The organism is Arthrobacter gyeryongensis, assembly GCF_039543785.1.
Lineage (GTDB): Bacteria > Actinomycetota > Actinomycetes > Actinomycetales > Micrococcaceae > Arthrobacter > Arthrobacter gyeryongensis.
The window spans coordinates 142,092-159,817 of the sequence record NZ_BAABKK010000018.1 but is presented as its reverse complement, the minus strand read 5'-3'; the positions used below and the strand labels follow the sequence as shown (position 1 = coordinate 159,817).

The 17,726-nt window shown below is 65.2% G+C and carries 16 protein-coding genes; 9 read left to right on the top strand and 7 right to left on the bottom strand.

Features of this window, described 5'->3' with window-relative positions:
• Positions 1-72: 72 nt before the first annotated feature.
• Positions 73-447, bottom strand: coding sequence for a DUF3499 domain-containing protein (locus ABEA18_RS14735; protein ID WP_345450208.1), 375 nt, complete (start codon positions 445-447; stop codon positions 73-75).
• A 97-nt stretch (positions 448-544) separates the two neighbouring features.
• Here ABEA18_RS14735 and ABEA18_RS14730 point away from each other — a divergent pair, with 97 nt between their 5' ends.
• Positions 545-1,063, top strand: a complete 519-nt coding sequence (locus ABEA18_RS14730) for a metallopeptidase family protein (RefSeq protein ID WP_345450205.1) — start codon at positions 545-547, stop codon at positions 1,061-1,063.
• Here ABEA18_RS14730 and ABEA18_RS14725 read toward each other — a convergent pair.
• The 3 genes from ABEA18_RS14725 to ABEA18_RS14715 are packed head-to-tail and all read right to left on the bottom strand — an operon-like array spanning position 1,057 to position 6,606.
• Positions 1,057-2,718 (bottom strand): DUF5719 family protein, encoded by a 1,662-nt coding sequence (locus ABEA18_RS14725; RefSeq protein ID WP_345450203.1) that lies wholly within the window; start codon positions 2,716-2,718, stop codon positions 1,057-1,059. The genes ABEA18_RS14730 and ABEA18_RS14725 overlap by 7 nt on opposite strands.
• Positions 2,711-6,061: a glycosyltransferase gene (locus tag ABEA18_RS14720; protein WP_345450248.1), complete on the bottom strand. Its 3,351-nt coding sequence runs from the start codon at positions 6,059-6,061 to the stop codon at positions 2,711-2,713. Before ABEA18_RS14720 ends, ABEA18_RS14725 begins: the two co-directional genes overlap by 8 nt.
• Complete coding sequence (locus ABEA18_RS14715) at positions 6,061-6,606, bottom strand: WhiB family transcriptional regulator (protein WP_236818426.1); 546 nt, start codon at positions 6,604-6,606, stop codon at positions 6,061-6,063. The genes ABEA18_RS14720 and ABEA18_RS14715 overlap by 1 nt, the downstream gene beginning before the upstream one ends.
• Before the next feature lie 364 nt (positions 6,607-6,970).
• Between ABEA18_RS14715 and ABEA18_RS14710 the strand changes: the two genes are divergently transcribed.
• Positions 6,971-7,669: a TIGR03089 family protein gene (locus ABEA18_RS14710; protein WP_345450201.1), complete on the top strand. Its 699-nt coding sequence runs from the start codon at positions 6,971-6,973 to the stop codon at positions 7,667-7,669.
• Here the strand turns inward: ABEA18_RS14710 and ABEA18_RS14705 are convergent.
• Positions 7,656-8,228, bottom strand: coding sequence for a GtrA family protein (locus tag ABEA18_RS14705; RefSeq protein ID WP_345450199.1), 573 nt, complete (start codon positions 8,226-8,228; stop codon positions 7,656-7,658). The two genes, ABEA18_RS14710 and ABEA18_RS14705, sit on opposite strands and share 14 nt — an antisense overlap.
• A gap of 171 nt (positions 8,229-8,399) precedes the next feature.
• Here ABEA18_RS14705 and ABEA18_RS14700 point away from each other — a divergent pair, with 171 nt between their 5' ends.
• From ABEA18_RS14700 to ABEA18_RS14685, 4 genes are all read left to right on the top strand, one after another.
• Complete coding sequence (locus ABEA18_RS14700; RefSeq protein ID WP_345450197.1) at positions 8,400-9,587, top strand: 5-(carboxyamino)imidazole ribonucleotide synthase; 1,188 nt, start codon at positions 8,400-8,402, stop codon at positions 9,585-9,587.
• Positions 9,584-10,177 (top strand): 5-(carboxyamino)imidazole ribonucleotide mutase, encoded by a 594-nt coding sequence (gene purE / locus ABEA18_RS14695; RefSeq protein ID WP_345450195.1) that lies wholly within the window; start codon positions 9,584-9,586, stop codon positions 10,175-10,177. Before ABEA18_RS14700 ends, purE begins: the two co-directional genes overlap by 4 nt.
• A 75-nt stretch (positions 10,178-10,252) precedes the next feature.
• A complete protein-coding gene (gene manA, locus ABEA18_RS14690; protein ID WP_345450193.1) occupies positions 10,253-11,503 on the top strand; it encodes a mannose-6-phosphate isomerase, class I in 1,251 nt (416 codons plus the stop codon).
• 3 nt (positions 11,504-11,506) lie between these two features.
• Positions 11,507-12,442: a lipid II:glycine glycyltransferase FemX gene (locus ABEA18_RS14685; RefSeq protein WP_345450191.1), complete on the top strand. Its 936-nt coding sequence runs from the start codon at positions 11,507-11,509 to the stop codon at positions 12,440-12,442.
• 41 nt (positions 12,443-12,483) lie between these two features.
• On the opposite strand, the gene ABEA18_RS14680 is transcribed toward ABEA18_RS14685, so the two are convergent.
• Entirely contained in the window at positions 12,484-13,437 is a 954-nt protein-coding gene (locus ABEA18_RS14680; RefSeq protein ID WP_345450189.1) for a hypothetical protein, read from the bottom strand.
• Positions 13,438-13,577: 140 nt separating this feature from the next.
• Complete coding sequence (gene glpX, locus ABEA18_RS14675; protein ID WP_345450245.1) at positions 13,578-14,597, bottom strand: class II fructose-bisphosphatase; 1,020 nt, start codon at positions 14,595-14,597, stop codon at positions 13,578-13,580.
• A 204-nt stretch (positions 14,598-14,801) separates the two neighbouring features.
• On the opposite strand from glpX, the gene ABEA18_RS14670 reads away from it, so the two are divergent.
• The 3 genes from ABEA18_RS14670 (at position 14,802) to ABEA18_RS14660 (ending at position 17,680) form a co-directional block, all read left to right on the top strand.
• Complete coding sequence (locus ABEA18_RS14670; RefSeq protein WP_345450187.1) at positions 14,802-15,521, top strand: DUF4245 domain-containing protein; 720 nt, start codon at positions 14,802-14,804, stop codon at positions 15,519-15,521.
• A gap of 9 nt (positions 15,522-15,530) precedes the next feature.
• A complete protein-coding gene (locus tag ABEA18_RS14665) occupies positions 15,531-16,145 on the top strand; it encodes a carbonic anhydrase (protein WP_078105935.1) in 615 nt (204 codons plus the stop codon).
• A gap of 98 nt (positions 16,146-16,243) precedes the next feature.
• Complete coding sequence (locus ABEA18_RS14660) at positions 16,244-17,680, top strand: class II fumarate hydratase (RefSeq protein WP_345450184.1); 1,437 nt, start codon at positions 16,244-16,246, stop codon at positions 17,678-17,680.
• The last annotated feature ends 46 nt before the right edge of the window (positions 17,681-17,726 follow it).

The following is a 17,726-nucleotide window of genomic DNA, read 5'->3' as shown; positions in this document are numbered from 1 at the left end:
AGCGGCGACACATAAGGCGACACACAGGGTAGTCCACAGGGCAGGGGACGCGCAGTGACTGTCGTCGAGGGGTCAGGAAGGATCGCGCAGGATGCGCAGGTGGCGCCTGGTTCCCTCTGCAGGGGCCGGTCCGTCAAAGGGTGTGCGGACTGCGCGTTGTTCCGGCGCGGCCGGGGCCGACGCGGCTTCACGCACGGCGTTCGCCAGGGCAAGCAGATCGTCCGGCCCGGGCTGAGGCGGTGAGGACGGCATGGCGAGCCTCATGACTTCCCAGCCCCGCGGCACAGTCAGCGATGCGGCATGCTGCGCGCACAGATCGTAGGAATGCGGCTCGGCATATGTCGCCAGCGGACCCAGCACCGCCGTGGACTCGGCGTAAACGTACGTCAAAGTAGCCACCGCGGATTGGCGGCAGGCTGATCTGGAACACTGACGGATTGCACCCACAACATCCCAGATTAGCCGCACTTCCCCGCGGCGCGGTGCATTGCCCCTTTGTGCGCATTATGTCGCGTTGGCGGAATCACGGGTCTAAAGTCGATATATGCAGTCACAGCACCACGTTCCGGGCTTCACAGTCCATTTGTCCGACACCGGGGACAGCCAGGAAACGACGGCGGCGGCCACGTCCGCACGCGGCTTCAGGGAGCGCCGCAGGAACCGCCACGGGCGGGGGCTGCGCGGGGAAATCATCCTTCCCAACCTTCCCGGCTACCGGACGCGTGCCGAGAAGTTCGACGACCTCGTACTCGATTCCGCGGAGCGGCTGCAGGATATGTGGGGCAAACGGCTCGACGGCGTGGCGTTCGCCGTCGACGAGATCCCGCCGAACCTTGAGCAGCTGGTGGCCGAGGGAACCGCGGCACCGCTCGGCTCATACACCCCGGCAGCCCACGGCGCGGGACCCGTCATCACCATCTATCGGCGCGTCGTCGAGCACACCACCGGCGGCCGCGAGGACCTTCAGGACCTGGTGCACGACGTCGTCGTCGAGTACACCGCCGAGATGCTCGGAGTGCCGCCGGAGACCCTGGACCCCGTTTACCGCCGTCGTTATCAGTAACCCAGCGTGACCTGTACTTTTTCGTGGCCCGCAGCGCCATCCTGGATGGTCAGGACCGAAACGCCAGGTTGATCGCCCTGGCCGAGGACGAGCGCGCCGTAGGCAGCGTCCCCTGACGCCGACACGATGTAGCCCGAGACCGCGGCGCCGTCGGACTTATCCGGAACGCCGATGACCGATGTGGTCCCCCCGGCGATGTCGACTGTTTGGGTCTTGTGTACCTTGCCGTCAGAGGTGACCGGCGTGTAGCTGACCGTGGCCCGGCCCGCCGGCACGCCGAAGCTGAGGAAGCGGGTTCCGCCTTGGGGCACCGCCATCACATGCTGGCTACCCAAGCGGACTGCTGCCGGAGACCAGGCGAAATCAACGGGATCCTCGGCCTTGAGCCCCCGCGTTACGCGGGAGGACGCTGCGAAGGAAACATCCGAAGTAGCGCTGACGGTATACATGCCGGCCGGGATCCCCGCGAGCGGCACTTCGGTAACCGAACCCGCTTTGGCGGTCACCGCTCCCCCTCCGGGCAAGGCGCGCTGGCCGTTCGGCCCGAACAAACGCACGTCCACGACGGCGTCCACCGGACCGGGGACCGTGATCTGCAAGGCCGGAACGACGTCGGCAAAACCGGGCTTGTCGGCGAGTGACTTCACGGCTGCCGGGTCCTGGACATCCACCCCGGTCATGACCTGGGCATCGGCGGCGCCGGCACCTGGAGTAATGAGCTCGACACCACCGGCGGTGAGGCCCCGGAGGACGCTCTGCTGGATGGTTGCCGCGACGGGGCCGCCGCTGCTGCGCAGATGCACCGAGAGCTGACCCTCGTTCGGGGCCAGTCCGGCCAAGTTGATGGACCGGGTGGCTCCAGGCGAAACCAGCAAGCCACGGCTGTCCGGGGCCTGGATCTGTCCATGGGCACCGAACAGCTCGAGATTCACGGTAGCCGGTGTGCCCGAGGCATTGCTGATGTTCAAAACCGCCGTTCGCCCCAGTGCGGTGTTTGCTCCCAGGAGCCATGCATCGTTGATCGGCTGCTGGCAGGGTGCCGCCGCCAGCCCGCGGAGGTCGCCGTCGCTCGCGGCGTAGCTCATCAAGCCCGCCACCGCGGCCTTCTGGCCACTGATGGGATCGGCGCCCACCACGGTGACGTCGCCCGCGGGCCTTTGGGCCACGACGCCGGCGTTCAGCACGGGAGGCCCAGACGCCGGGGCTTGGGCGGCAGCCGGAGGCTTGGCAATGTCGGCGATCGCGGAGCCCCCGAGCGAGGCGAGGTTGCTCCCCGGAACGGATCCGGCGGCGTCGCTGAGCACCACCGCATCCAGGAAGCTCTTTGCCGAACGCGAAACCGGGCTGAACTGGCTGTCGGTGCCCGCGGCGGTTCCTTCTGCAAGACGGGGAGGCGCCGGACACACTGCGGTTGTCCTGCCTGCCGGGACATCCACAAGGGACATGTCCAGCGTTTTGCTTCCCGACGGTGACGGCAGGATGGATGCTGCCGACACCATTCCTGCCCCTGCAGCGAGGAGCAACGTCGCGGAAAGAGCTCCCAACACAACGGCTTTGTTCTTGTTCTGGCCTTTGTTCTGGTTCCCGGCTTTGCGCTGGCCGCGCTTCCCTGACCCCGCTCTGAGCTCGGGTGCCGGGCCTTGGTTGTCAGACACTGCTGTACTCCTTACGGAGGGAGTTTTGTTCCTTCAGGAGGCCGGCTTTCGGCCTGCGGGCAGGCATGGGGATGGCCAGCAGGACGGTCAACCCAATCACTACGCCTTGCAGAATGCTGAGCAAAGGCTCCCACACTGTGGTGTATCGGATCTCGATCTGGCCGCCCGTAGAAGGCAAGGCGAAAGCTTGGGCCCATCCGGACGTCGTCGGGCTCAGTTGGCGGCCATCCAACCAAGCGCCCCAACCGGCGTCTGCCCGCTCAGCGAGCACTACCAGGCGTCCGTCCCCGCCCGCCGGGATGTCGCCGGCGGCAGAGGTTCCGAGGGAGGGCAAGAGGGCAACTACGGCACCCTTGGCATCCACCACCCTCACGCGGTGCGCCGTCTCGGCGTCGGCTGCGGCGGCTTGGTTGAGCGGCGTGACCCTCCAGAGCCAGCCGGAATCGGTCTTTCCCACAGCCACCAGGCCGGGGACGGAATCGATCCTGTTGGCCGTCAGCTGGGCAGCTGCGTCGGCTGACTTGAGAACCACGAATCCGGCACCGAGCTGCTCGAGGCCTGGCCGGGGATCTACGCCTGTTCCGGCGACAATCGTCGCTACGGCGTTCCGGATGGACGCGGTAGCGTCGTCGTCGGCCGCGACGCGTTCCTGTCCGGGTGAACCCACGATGGAACGGCCCGCGGCGACAGTGGAGAGCGAGTCCAATGTCGTCCCGGCGCCGCGCATGAGGGATGACGTGTAGCCACCGTTCTCACCGGCGGTGATGACCAGGGTACGGGTCTGTTCCGGCCCTTGGCCGTGGTCGACGGCGGTGGCCGGCAAGGTGCCTTGCCCTGAGGGCTGGACCAGTCGCGGCGTGCCAAGCGCGCCGCTGGCAGAAGGGGAAGTGTCTGCGCTGGCCAGGACATTCTGGGTTGCCCACAGGCCCATGCCGGCCAGGGGTCCGGCAACGAGGAGAAGCGTTGCTACAGCGGAAACGGCTCGCACTGCCGCGCGCTGGACCGTGCGGCCGTCTTCCGCCTTGGCTTTGATCCGGAGTAGGTTATCGGCGCCGATCAGCGCCGCCCCGAGGAACGCGAACCCGGCGGCCGAAACTGCCGGCCCCGTGAAAGGTGCCACCAGCAGGTTGCCGTCGACACCCGTTGCCACATGTCCGGCGAGCCACGCCCAGGCAAGGAGCAAAAGGGCCCCAGCCCAGAGGAAACGCGTGACGCGCGACCGCCTTCCGGGCACAAAGAGCGCGGCAATGGACAAGAGCAGGACCGGGGCAGCGAGCAGCAGGGCAAACGCCAGCGCCCAGGGAATACCCGACGGGCCGAATAGTGCCAAGCCGGCCAGTCCGCCGTTGACGTCGAATTTCAAGGGTTGGCCAAGCAATTGCTGCCACAAAGGTGCGGCTTCGAACCCCAGCGGGAGGCCCGGATCGGCGAGCAGGGTGCGGGGCCGTTCAAGGACCGAGAGGACGTACGGCGCAAAGAGCGCGGCGCTCGGAAGGAGTGACCACCAAATGGTCCGGCCGCGCCGACCCAAGGCGATGCCGCAAAAAACAATGAGTACTGCAAAGGGGGGCAGCAGGGACGGCGCAGAAGCCGTCACGACAGCGAGCACAAGGCCCGCCGCGGCAGCAGCCGTCCACGACGGAGTGCCGTTGACGCCCGGCTTCCCCGTCACCAGCTTGGTTGCGGCGTAGCCGAATGGCTGGATCCGATCGGGATTCAGTTGTCGGTCCAAAGCAGCGTCCCGCCCCAGGGCCGATCCAGTGGCCCGGAAGAGGGCCAGCACCAGCAGCGGCATCGCCACGTGGGCCAGGAGGGCTCCGGCCCTTCCTTGGTTCAAGGCGACTTGAAGGGCCGGCGCTCCAGCCCAGACCAGCGCGGCAATGAAACGGTAGCGGCGCAGCGTGGTCATCGCGCCCGAAGCAAACCAGGCGCCCAGGCCGGACAACGGCATGGCCAGCAACAACAGCCACACGATGGCTGTGCCGGAGGCGCCTCCTCCCATCAATGACACGAGCCACAGGATGTAGGCGAAGGGATCCCCGTGTCCGGGCAAGCCTGCACCCAGGCCGATCCACCACGTGGACGCAGACCGCCAGATGTCGCCTGCGGCAGACAACGGCAAGAGGCCTCCGCCCGTCACGCCGCCTGCCCCCACGAGCCCTGACAGCCCCACGATGGAAGCAGCCAGCGCAACAAATCCGGCGGCCACGGCGCCCGTGCCGATCCAACCCCGCTCATTCGTCGCGAGGGCCACGAAATCGTCGCCGGCGTCGCCGCTCGGTTCCGGAGCCAGCGAATCCGTCTCCTGGAATTCGTCTGCGCCAATCGCCTCGACGAGGGACCGGCGGTGGTCCCAAACCTCGCGCCGCGGAGTCTGCAGACCCTTGACCATTGACCGTGGCACGCGTCGCGTCCGGGCCGCGTTGAGCCTGGAGCGCCAAATCGCCCCGGGACGGACGAGCGCCGCAACGGTGGCGCCGAGCTGGGAAAAGCCGTGACCGGGCTCTTTGACGAGGATGCTCAAGATGAGTCTGACCATGCTCCCGAGCAACGCGCCGAACGCGTGCAGCGGAACTTTCCAGGACGATGCGTGGGTGAGCCTCAAATGGACCTGGCTCTTGCGTGCGGCCGCGGGTGTCGCCAGGCTGTGGGGACGGTGCTCGACATGGAACATGCGCGCCGCCGGAACCACCACAACCCTGTTGCCCGCAAGCCAGTTGCGCCAGCAGAAATCGACGTCGTCTCCCACGCCCGGAAGCGCGGGGTCGAAGCCGCCCAGCTGTTCCCAGGCATCGCGGCGGATCAGCATGCCTGCGGAATTCACCGCGAAAGTGTCCGTGCGCCCGTCGTACTGACCCTGGTCGAGTTCGTCGGCTTCAATGAGCGTCAGCCGTTCGGCCCATCGGCTCGTGGACAGGCCGGCGTCGATGAGCCTGCGTTCCGCATTCCAGGCCAACTGCTTACAACCGGCGACAGTGACCGAAGGGGCGCGCTCGACTGCCTGGAGCAGCTCGGCGAGTGCATCCGGAGCGGGAGCGGCGTCGTCGTGCAACAACCAGATCCACTCCACGGCTCCTGGCTCCTGCGAAGGTGGCGCCGAGCGGGCCAGGCCGGCCATGACGGCCGCACCGAAACCTACTTTGTGTTCGCCCGTGCTGGTGACATTGGCCTTGCCGAGGGCCCGCTGCAGCAACGCGGCGGACTTGTCGCGGGAGCCCGTATCAATGCCAATGGCGGCATCTGCCGGACGCGTCTGGTCCAGCAGAGCCGCCAGGGTTCTGGGGAGATAGTTACCGCCGTCATGCGAAACGACGACGGCGGTAACGTGTACTGCCTTGAGAATCAGACCGCTCGCTTCCTCAGCCTGCGGCGTTCACGCTCGGAGAGCCCGCCCCAGATACCAAAACGTTCATCGTTGGCGAGTGCGTATTCAAGGCACTGCGAACGGACATTGCACGCACCGCAAACCTTTTTGGCATCCCGGGTTGAGCCGCCCTTCTCGGGGAAGAACGCCTCCGGGTCCGTCTGGGCGCACAAGGCGTCCGTTTGCCAGCCAAGTTCGCCTTCGTCGTCGAAGTCCCCCTGGCGCGGAAGCCCGATCCATACCGGCTGTGCCGGGTTGTCGAGCGGACGGCGCAGCTCCATGGGAGGATCGTCAAGATCGTCCTCCGGATCTGCCGGCGCGCCTCCCACAAGAGCCTCGTGGGCAGCAAGAAAGGCTGTTGCCTCGTCTTCCAGCGACTCCCGAGTGGTCTCTATATAGCGGTCCGCCGCCTGCGGATCTGCCGGGTCAACATACCAATCCCCCGGAACTTCACGCGACCGGTACTTCACCGACGCATATTCCGCGACGACTGCATCTTCCTGGATACGCAACGCTTGCCCCATGGCGTCCCTCCTGATGTGTGCAGCTGCTGCCGTGCTCATTCGGTACTCGGTTATGTACCCGATACTCCCGCAGCGGCGTTCGATATCTAATTACACGTGTGTAACTACCGTGCCGTCAAGCCACGCCGGGATAATAATCAACTTTCCGTACTAACTGCGGTCACGCCACGCCCGCGACTTTTTCGCACCATCCGCACGGCTCCGCGGAAAAACGGAAGCGTCGACTCAATTAAAATGTATTTTCATTGAATTTCAGGGAAATTGATTGCCCCTGGAATGCCGCGCCATCGCCGCCGCCCAGCCCAATGTGGCGCAATTCACATGCTCCAGCGGCGGCCCGCGCGCCTCGTGGCAAGATGTAGCCATGAGCACCCCAGCGATGAACCTGATGGCAGCCCTGCGTTCCGGACACGCCACATCCCCCCGACTGACTTGGTACGGGCCGGACGCCGAACGGGTGGAGCTTTCAGGCCGGGTCCTGGACAATTGGGTGGCCAAGACCAGCAACCTGCTTCAGGACGAGTTCGACGCCGAACCGGGCATGAGCCTTCGCCTGGACCTCCCGGCCCATTGGAAGTCCCTCGTGTGGGCGCTGGCCGGGTGGCAGCTGGGGATGGAGCTGGTGCTCGACGGCGGCAGCGCCGACCTGCTTGTCACGGACACTCCCGACGTCGGTGCGGGAGCCGGCTTCGACGCCGTCGTCGCCGTGCCGCTCGCTGCACTCGCAATGCGCTGGCCGGGAGAACTGCCGGTCGGCGTCGTCGACTACGCGGCTGAGGTGCGCTCCCACGGTGACGTGTTCATGGCGCACGCCGAACCGGACGCCGCACTGCCGGCCCTGCGCCGCCCTGAAGCCGGACACTCGCACGGCGAATTGCTGGACGGCTTCGCCAAGGAGCATGACGCCGGCGTACGCCTGCTGGTCCGCGCGGCCGACGGCTTGGAGTCGGCCCTCGCGGACGCGCTGGGTGCGTGGAACAAAGACGGTTCAGTTGTCCTCGTGCACCCGGACGTTGACGTCACCCAGCACCTGCTGGACAACGAGCGCGTCAGCGGCGCTTGACCGCGTCTTCGCCCTCATCGGAGTCAGCCGCGGTGCTAGCGGAATGCATCGCCTTGGCCTTGGCCTTATGGTGGGCTTCGATGATCTCGTGGTCATGCGAGAAAGCCGGCTCTTCGTCGAGTTCCCTGTTGAACACCAGGAAGCGGTAAGCGAAGAATCGCACTACAGTGGCGACGAGTATGCCGACGATTCCGGCAGCGAACAGGACGTTCTTGTCCTGGATGTTCATGCCGTATTTGGCGATGGCGGTCAGGCCTGTGGAGATTCCGATGCCAATGCCGTTGATGATGATGAACATGACGAACTCGCGCACCACGTTCGCCTGGCGGCGGTGGCGGAATGTCCAGAAACGGTTTGCGATCCAGGAGAACACGGTGGCCACGGTGGCGCCGACGAAACGGGCCTTGGCCTCACTGTCCGTCATCGGGCCGTGCATGAGATAGTAGGTCAAGCCGTTATCTATGACGAACGCAACACCGCCTACAGCGCCGAACTTCGCTACTTCGCGCCAAAAGAGCGAGGCGAGCCCGCGGATGCGATCTGCAAGTGTGTTGATCATGACCCTCCATGGCCGTTGTTCTAGGGGGCCGATGGGCCGAAGGCTCCATTTTAGCTCCGATTCCTTGGAGCTTGCCGAATTATTCCGCGCCGGCGGCCTCGAGCCGGGTTCCCAGGACCCGGCGGCGGGCAGAATCTGGGAACCAGCTGCTGGTTCGGTAGGCTGAACCTTGTGACTTTTCCTGTAATTGGCGTGGTGGGCGGCGGACAGCTCGCACGAATGATGGCCCCGGCCGCAACTGCTCTCGGCTTTGAACTCCGGGTCCTTGCCGAAGGTGAGGACGTTTCCGCGGTCCAGGCCGTGGCAACGGCTCCCATTGGCGACTACAAGGACCTCGCCGCCCTTCTTGAGTTCTCGGAGGGCTTGGACGTCATGACGTTCGACCACGAGCACGTCCCCACCGAGCACCTGAGGGCGCTGATCGAGGCCGGAGTCAACGTCCAGCCGGGCCCCGATGCCTTGATGCATGCGCAGGACAAACTCGTGATGCGCGCCGCGATCGACCGCTTGGGACTCCCCAATCCGGCGTGGGCTGCGGTCCGCGGCGTCGAAGACCTTATCGCTTTCGGCGAGCAGACCGGCTGGCCGATTGTCTTGAAGACCCCCCGCGGGGGCTATGACGGAAAGGGCGTGCGCATCGTCCATTCCGCCGAGGACGCACGCACCACAACGGACTGGTTCGAAGCCATGAGCCCGCTATTGGCCGAAGAGAAGGTTGACTTCAGCCGCGAGCTTTCCGCGCTCGTTGCAAGGACCCCCGACGGCGAATCCCGCGCCTGGCCGGTAGTCCACACCGTCCAGGTGGACGGCGTCTGCGACGAAGTGATTGCGCCGGCCCAGGACATTCCCGTGGAAGTCGCTGCGGCAGCCGAAGAGGCAGCGCTGCGAATCGCCAATGAACTCGGAGTCACGGGCGTCATGGCTGCGGAGCTCTTCGAAACGCCCGGCGTCGGAGTCGGGTTCCTGGTCAACGAACTCGCCATGCGGCCGCACAACACCGGCCACTGGACGCAGGACGGCTCCGTCACGAGCCAGTTCGAACAGCATTTGCGCGCAGTCCTCAACCTCCCCCTGGGTGCCACCGATGCCCTGGGCGCGGTGGTGGTCATGAAGAACTTCCTGGGCGGCGACAACCAGGATCTCTACAGCGCCTACCCCAAGGCCCTCGCCTACGAACCTGCTGCAAAGGTCCACTGCTACGGCAAGTCCGTGCGGGCCGGCCGCAAGATCGGGCACGTGAATCTCGTCGGCAACTCGACAGCGGACGTCGACTCCATCCGACGCCGGGCCACCGTAGTGGCCGATATCATCCGCGACGGCCGCATGCCGGCCGAGACCACCTCAGAGGAGACCTCATGAGCACAGAAAACATGGATGCCGGAAACGCGGGCGCTGCGAACGCCGCCCCGATCGTAGGCCTCGTCATGGGCTCCGACTCCGACTGGCCTGTCATGGAAGCAGCGGCGGACGCCCTGGCCGAGTTCGGCATCCCCTTCGAAGCCGACGTCGTCTCCGCCCACCGCATGCCCACGGAAATGATCCGTTACGGCCAGAACGCCCATGAGCGCGGCATCCGCGTCATCATCGCCGGAGCAGGCGGCGCCGCCCACTTGCCGGGCATGCTCGCCTCTGTCACCCCGCTGCCCGTCATCGGCGTCCCGGTCCCGCTGAAAACCCTTGATGGCATGGATTCCTTGCTGTCCATCGTGCAGATGCCCGCCGGCGTTCCCGTGGCCACGGTTTCCATCGGCGGAGCGCGCAACGCCGGTCTCCTGGCAGTGCGCATGCTGGCGTCCGGAACCGACGAGCTGGCCGTCCGGCTTCGTGGCGAGCTGCTCGAATTCGCCCGGGAGCTGAACAACACCGCTACCGAAAAAGGGGCCAGGCTCCGCGACAAGGTCGCCGAAGTCTTCTCCACCGCGAACGTCTCCGCCCGCAGCAGCCGCTAAGAGCCTGGGCAGCCGCCAGAAGGTCATCCCCGGCACTCCCGAATGAACCCTCCGCAATGACAAGGATCCCCTACCGTGTACCAGCTTGAGAATGTTCTCCGCCCCTATGCATGGGGATCGACGACGGCGATCGCCGCTCTGCTGGGAAGGCCCGCCTCGGGCGGTCCGGAGGCAGAGTTGTGGATCGGAGCGCACCCGGACTCGCCGTCCGTGGCCACCCGTCCGGATGGGTCTTCGGTCGCCTTGGACGCCCTGATCAACGTGGATCCCGTGCACTTCCTTGGTGAAACGAGCGTGGCTGAATTCGGTCCCCGCTTGCCGTTCCTCACCAAGCTCCTTGCAGCCGACAAGCCCCTGTCCTTGCAGGTCCACCCTCGCCTGCAGCAGGCCAGGGACGGCTTCGCGAAGGAAAATGCCGCGGGTATGGCAGCGAACGCACCCGAGCGCAACTATCGCGATGACAACCACAAGCCGGAGATGATCTTCGCGCTGACCCCGTTTCACGCCCTCTGCGGTTTCCGTCCCGCGGCCGATTCGCAGCGTGTCTTCGAGCACCTCGCGAACCTCCTGGATCTTGCCGCCGTCGACGTTCCTGATGTCATCACCGGAGTCATCGCGGACCTTTCCGGGTCCGATGAGCCCTCGGCACTCAAAGCTGCGTTCACCCGGCTGATTACCGGCGGGGATGCCGTCTCCGCCGCGACGGACCAGGTGGTTTCCATCCTGAAATCGGGCGCGCCGATGGGTCAGCACGCTGCGGAGCTCTCCGCCTTGGTGGACATCAACAGTGAATTCCCGGGCGATCCCGGTGTCCTGATTTCCTTGCTCTTGAATCTTGTCTTCCTGTCCCCGGGCGAATCGGTGTACCTGCCGGGCGGAAACGTCCACGCCTACCTGAAAGGCCTCGGAGTGGAGGTGATGGCGGCTTCGGACAACGTGCTCCGTGGCGGGCTCACCCCTAAGCACGTCGATGTCCCCGAGCTCCTGAAGACCATCGAATTCGCTTCCCTCGGCGTACCGCGCATCGAACCCAGGACCTCCGGATTCGGCCAGGATCTCTATGTGCCGCCCTTCAAGGAATTCCAACTCCAGCGCATCGAGTTGGCTCCCGGAGCGGAACCCGTGCCGATGGCCCAGGCCGGTCCCGCCGTCGTCGTCGTGGTTTCGGGTTCCGTGGTGCTCGACTCCCCCAAGAGCGAGCTCGCCGTGGAGCGCGGCGGGAGTGCATTCATCCCGGCATCCGAAGAACCCGTCATGGTGCACCCGGTTGCCGGCGCAACGGGAACCAGCGTCGCCTTTGCTGTCACAACAGGCCTGGGGAACTAGAGCGTGGAGTACTTCCTGCAGACGCCCGCATGGGCGTCCTTCCAGCGATCCCTCGGCCGTACCGTGCATGAGGAGTCGGGCCCGGGCTGGCGTTTCCTCGCTGTGGAGGAAAAGAACCCGGCAGGCAAGGTCATTTACACGCCTTACGGACCCGTGGCCGATTCGCTGGAGGCCTTCGACGAAGCCCTAGGCGCACTCGTGGCGATCGCGCGCCGGAGCCGGGCGGTGTTTGTCCGGATGGAACCGGTCACTGCCGGGTTCGAAGCCACCGAAGCCGGTGCGATCCTGCGGGGACGCGGCCTGCAGCCGGCGCCGTCCAACCAGCAGCCGGAATTGAGCTGGATTGTGGATCTGGACGGCGATTTCAAGGACGTCCTCGCGGGCATGAAACCCACCAACCGGAACCTGTACCGCAACATCCACAAGAAGGGTGTCACCTTCCGGTCCTCGCAGGATCCTGAAGACATCTCAGTGCTTCTCAACTTCCTGCACATGACTGCCGCACGCAACGGCTTCAAGCCCCAGAGCGACGACTACCTCGACTCGGTGGCCCGCTCCCTCATGCCCGCCGGTGCCGCCACCCTGTTCATCGCCGAACTCGGGGGCGAGCCCATTGCCGCAGCCCTGGCGTACGACTCCGTCGACACGCGCACCTACGCCCACGCGGCGCTCGATGACACGCACCGCAAGCTCAGCGCGGGCATTCCATTGCTCGTGACGCTCATGGCGGACGCCAAGGACAAGGGGCTCAAGCACGTCGACCTGTGGGGCGTGGCCCCGGAGGACGAGCCTGACCACAAGTGGGCCGGATTCACCGCCTTCAAGAAGTCCTTCGGCGGCCGTGAAATAGCCTACCCAGGCACGTGGGACCTTCCAGTCAACAAGTTCCGCTACGGCGCCTACCAAGTGGCCCGGAAACTGCGCGAAAAGCTCCGCTAGGGTTCCTTCGCAGCCCCCGCGCGAACTGGCACCAGATGCCCTCAAAATCCGATTTTGCGGGCATTTGCTGCCAACTCGCGGCCAACCCACAGCGCCCGGCGGACTTTCGCTACCACTTCCGGCCGGGGCCCGAGCAAATCGTCATGGTGGACCCGGACTTCGCGCCAACCCAGCCGTTCCGTTAACGCCTGGCGCCTGATGTCCCTCCGGTATTGCTCAGCTTCTCCATGATGCCGCCCGTCGTATTGGAGGGCCACCCGCTCCGTGAGGTATGCGGCATCGGGCCACACAGCGGGGGCACCCCACTCATTGAAGATGACGTGATTCAGCGTGGGCTCAGGCAAACCAGCATGCAGCAATATGAGGCGCATTTGCGTTTCCTGCGGCGAATCCGCGCCGACTCGAACGAGATCCAGGGCCAGCCGGGCCTTGCGGACGCCGCGCATTCCTGGATGGGCTTTGACCATTGCCTTCAATTCGTCAACGGTCGCCAATGCCTGACGCGGCCTGGGATGGTTTTCGCCGTGCTCGACGACGATCGAGTCGCCCGCCGCGATAATGTCATCGATACTCATCACATGGGCCAAGTCCAGCCACGTACGCGCAGGCGAGGTAAGCCGGACGCCGTCGAGCATCATCACTTCACCCGGTTTGAACGTCAATTGGTGCCCAACAACGTTGCGTCTCCGCGGTTTCCAATTCTCACTGGCTCGGGCGAGGTGAATCCGCCAGTCCGCTTCGAGTTCTTTGGACAAACTCATGCCATGGATCCGCGCCGCGGAACCATGGCTCAGGCAGCACTCTGGATCGAGCTCGGTGTAACCCCGTAAATGCTCCGCCACCGTCCCGGTGCTGTGCAGCGGCAGGCGCAGTCCCCTCGACAACGTGACAATGCCCTCACGGCGCAGTTGCTTCGGGCTCAGTCCGAGGCTCTTAGCGGCCGACGCCGGAAAGGAACCGTTTGGAAGCTGCGGGGGCATCGGTGTCCGGGACATGCTCAATTCTTGCCCGGCTTCAAGCCCTAAGTTGAGTTATCCACAGGACGGATTCCGCGGCTTAACGCGAACTGGCAGCAAATGCCTCCAAATCTCGATTCGGAGGGCATTTGCTGCCAGTTCGCGCTGGGAGGTGGGTCCTACTTGCGGGCGTAGCCCTCCCACTTGCTGGCTTGGTGCTCGCCGTCGACGAAGCGGATGGTGCCGGACTTGGAGCGCATCACGATGGACTGGGTCAGGACCTTGTCCTTCGAGTAGCGAACACCCTTGAGGAGGTCGCCGTCGGTGATGCCAGTGGCTGCGAAGTAGCAGTTATCGCTAGTGACGAGGTCGTTCGTCGAGAGGACGCGCTCGAGGTCGTGTCCGGCGTCGATGGCCTTCTGCTTCTCGTCGTCGCTCGTGGGCCACAGGCGGCCTTGGATGACACCGCCGAGGGACTTGATGGCACATGCTGCAACGATGCCTTCCGGGGTGCCGCCGATGCCCATCAGGGCGTCAACGCCGGTGCCGGAACGCGCGGCTGCAATGGCGCCTGCTACGTCGCCGTCCATGATGAACTTGGTGCGCGCACCGGCTTCGCGGATTTCCTCCACGAGCGGACGGTGGCGGTCGCGGTCCAGGATCATGACGTTGAGCTGGTTGACCTTGACGCCCTTGGCCTTGGCGATCAAGTGCAGGTTCTGCTTCACCGGCAGGCGCAGGTCCACCATGTCGGCGGCTTCGGGGCCTGTGACGAGCTTCTCCATGTAGAACACGGCGGAGGGATCGAACATGGTGCCGCGTTCGGCCACTGCCAGGACCGCGAGGGCGTTGTTGATGCCCAGGGCAGTCAGTCGGGTTCCATCGATCGGGTCGACGGCGACGTCGCACTCCGGCCCGGTGCCGTCACCGACGTGCTCGCCATTGAAAAGCATGGGCGCTTCGTCCTTTTCACCTTCGCCAATGACAACGACGCCGTTGAAATGGACGGTGTGGAGGAAGGAGCGCATGGCGTCGACGGCGGCGCCGTCCGCCTTGTTCTTGTCGCCGAATCCAACCCAGTGGCCGCCTGCAATCGCGGCGGCTTCGGTAACCCGGACAAGTTCGAGGGCCAGGTTGCGGTCCGGCTCATCGGTCCCGACGGCGAGCGCCGACGAAATCGTGGAATACTTCTGGGACATTGGCGCTGGAGACACGTGAACCTCTTCTTCGATGACGCGATTCGTGGGACCAGGAATGGCTGGGCTTGTCGGCCTGAATGATTCCTCTAGAAGAGATCATAGTCGGGGCGGGGCGCCGCGGTCATGGGATGACCAAGTCCCGGAACGTCCCTTGCGCGGACCGGCCGATGTGTATTAGCCGCTTGGATAGGAGACTATTGAAGCGTGAGTGAAACGCAAGACAAAGCAATTGCCGCCGCCCCCTCCGGCAGCGAAGGCGCGGGCGCAGCTGGTGCCGGCGATGCCGGTCAGCCTGCGGTCAAGCCCGTAATCGCGGCCAAAGCAGCAAAAAGGGCCAACGCGTCGGTCATTGGCATGCTCATCGCGTTGCTCCTCTGCGTGCTGGCGTTCCTGCCGATCGTGCTCATGAATCCGGCCCCAAAGAGCAACGGTTACAAGCCCAACGTCGATGTGGCCGCAACGGCTGCGAACGCGAAAGATGTGGCGGGTTTCACACCGGTGGCGCCGGACACCGGCGACACATTTAGTCCGAACTACGCCCGCTGGGTATCCGGAGCCGGCGATGGCGTACCCACGTGGGAAGTCGGTTACGTGACTCCCAAGCAGGCCTTCATCGGAATTGTCCAGACCCGCAAGGCCAATCCGACCTGGATTTTCCAGCAGGCCGGCAGCGCTCCGGTGACCGGCACACGAAGCGCCGGCGGCCACGACTGGGAACTCCATGACACGGCCAAGGGCAACCGCAGCATGGTCCTGAACTACCGCGGCACCACGATCATCCTGAGCGGCAGCGCAGGACTGGACGAGTTCTCCACCTTGGCCGCAGCTGTGGTCAAGGCAATGGATGCAGCTCCTGTCGCTTCCGCCGACGCGAGCACGAAGCCGGGCGACACAGTTTCGCAGCCTGCTACCTCAAAGCCGTAAAGTAGCGCCGTGGCTACTTATCTGACTCCTGCCCTTGCCTGGCGCCGTCTGCGCGAAGGAAACGAACGCTTTGTCGCCGGGGAGTCCTTGCATCCCAACCAGGATGCTTCCCGCAGGCATTCCCTGGTCGAGGACCAGCACCCCTTTGCCGTGATCTTCGGTTGCTCGGATTCCCGCCTGGCCGCGGAAATCATCTTCGACCTCGGCCTGGGCGATGCCTTCGTGGTCCGCACCGCCGGTCAGGTGATCGACGACGCGGTCCTCGGTTCGCTGGAATACAGCATCTCCCAGCTGCATGTCCCCCTCATCGTGATCCTGGGCCACGACAGCTGCGGCGCAGTGACCGCGACCAAGAGTGCCGTGGAGACCGGTGAAATGCCCGCAGGTTTCATCCGTTCACTCGTGGAGCGCATCACGCCTTCCGTGCTCACCGCGATGCGCAACGAGCAGACGGACGTCAACGAGATGGTCGTGGAGCACGTCAAGCAGACGGCCCGCCGCCTGGCCGACAGTTCCCGTGTGATTTCCGACGCGATCGACGACGGCCGGGCCGCCGTCGTCGGGCTTTCCTACAAACTGGACGAAGGCCGCGCGGCGCTGGTTTCCGGGATCGGCAAGCTCTAGGCAGGATGCCGGGCAGCCCCCGAAGGGGCGGCACACAACGGCCGTAGCTTTGCCTCGCCGGTTTTCGGTCAAGCGGCTGCTCGCCATAAGCTAGGCCCATGACTTCCACTCAAGAATCCAACACGGCCGAGTTCCGTATTGAACATGACACGATGGGCGAAGTTCGCGTTCCTGTGAACGCCCTGTACCGCGCCCAGACGCAGCGCGCCGTCGAGAACTTCCCGATCTCCGGCAAGACGCTTGAGCGCGCACACATCGAGGCCTTGGCACGCGTCAAGAAGGCCGCGGCCCTGGCGAACGCTGAATTGGGAGTGCTCGACGGCGAGCTCGCCGAGGCGATTGCCAGCGCTGCCGATGAGGTTGCCGCCGGAAAGTACGACGGCGATTTCCCCATCGACGTCTTCCAGACCGGTTCGGGTACATCGTCCAACATGAACACCAACGAGGTCATCGCCGAGCTGGCAACGCGCGCCCTCGCGGCCGCCGGGAGTGACAAAGTTGTCCACCCCAACGACCACGTCAACGCTTCGCAGTCCTCCAACGACGTCTTCCCGACGTCGGTCCACGTCGCGGCGACGTCGGCCCTGATCAACGACCTGATCCCGGCCCTCGAGTACCTGGCTGCTTCCCTGGACCGCAAGGCCGTGGAGTTCAAGGACGTCGTCAAGTCCGGGCGCACCCACCTCATGGACGCCACTCCGGTGACCTTGGGCCAGGAGTTCGGCGGCTACGCCGCGCAGGTCCGCTACGGCGTCGAGCGCATCAACGCCGCCCTCCCCCGCGTCGCCGAGGTCCCCCTGGGCGGAACCGCGGTCGGCACCGGCATCAACACCCCGGAGGGCTTCCCGGAGCGCGTCATCGAGCTCCTCGCGGCCGACACGGGCCTGCCGCTGACCGAGGCGCGCGACCACTTCGAAGCGCAGGCCAACCGCGACGGCCTCATCGAGGGCTCCAGCCAGCTGCGCAACATCGCCATCTCCTTCATGAAGATCAACAACGACCTCCGCTGGATGGGTTCCGGCCCCAACACGGGACTCGGCGAGATCTCCATCCCGGACCTTCAGCCGGGCTCGTCGATCATGCCCGGCAAGGTCAATCCGGTCATCTGCGAAGCATCGATCATGGTCTGCGCCCAGGTCATCGGCAACGACACCGCCATCGCGTGGTCCGGTACCAACGGCGCCTTCGAGCTCAACGTCGGCATCCCCGTCATGGCCGCCAACCTGCTCGAATCCATCCGCCTCCTGGCCAACACCAGCCGCGTCATGGCCGACAAGATGATCGATGGCATCACGGCCAATGTGGAGCGCGCCCGCTTCCTGGCCGAGGCTTCCCCGTCCATCGTGACGCCGCTGAACAAGTTCATCGGTTACGAAGCCGCGGCAAAGATCGCCAAGAAGGCCGTTGCGGAGGGCTTGACCATCCGCGAAGCCGTGATCTCCCTCGGCTACCTTGAGCGCGGCGAACTGACGGAAGAGCAACTCGACAAGGCCCTCGACGTCACCACCATGACCCGCCCGGCCCACAAGGCCTAGCTTCCCGCCAGCCCGACTGGCCAGCCCGACGGCGGCCCGCACCTTC

Excerpts from the sequence above, each read along its gene's own strand:
- ABEA18_RS14730 (WP_345450205.1), top strand. The coding sequence starts at position 545 with ATGCAGTCACAGCACCACGTTCCGGGCTTCACAGTCCATTTGTCCGAC.
- ABEA18_RS14715 (WP_236818426.1), bottom strand. The coding sequence starts at position 6,606 with ATGGGGCAAGCGTTGCGTATCCAGGAAGATGCAGTCGTCGCGGAATAT.
- ABEA18_RS14710 (WP_345450201.1), top strand. The coding sequence starts at position 6,971 with ATGAGCACCCCAGCGATGAACCTGATGGCAGCCCTGCGTTCCGGACAC.
- ABEA18_RS14705 (WP_345450199.1), bottom strand. The coding sequence starts at position 8,228 with ATGATCAACACACTTGCAGATCGCATCCGCGGGCTCGCCTCGCTCTTT.
- purE (WP_345450195.1), top strand. The coding sequence starts at position 9,584 with ATGAGCACAGAAAACATGGATGCCGGAAACGCGGGCGCTGCGAACGCC.
- ABEA18_RS14680 (WP_345450189.1), bottom strand. The coding sequence starts at position 13,437 with ATGTCCCGGACACCGATGCCCCCGCAGCTTCCAAACGGTTCCTTTCCG.
- glpX (WP_345450245.1), bottom strand. The coding sequence starts at position 14,597 with ATGTCCCAGAAGTATTCCACGATTTCGTCGGCGCTCGCCGTCGGGACC.
- ABEA18_RS14660 (WP_345450184.1), top strand. The coding sequence starts at position 16,244 with ATGACTTCCACTCAAGAATCCAACACGGCCGAGTTCCGTATTGAACAT.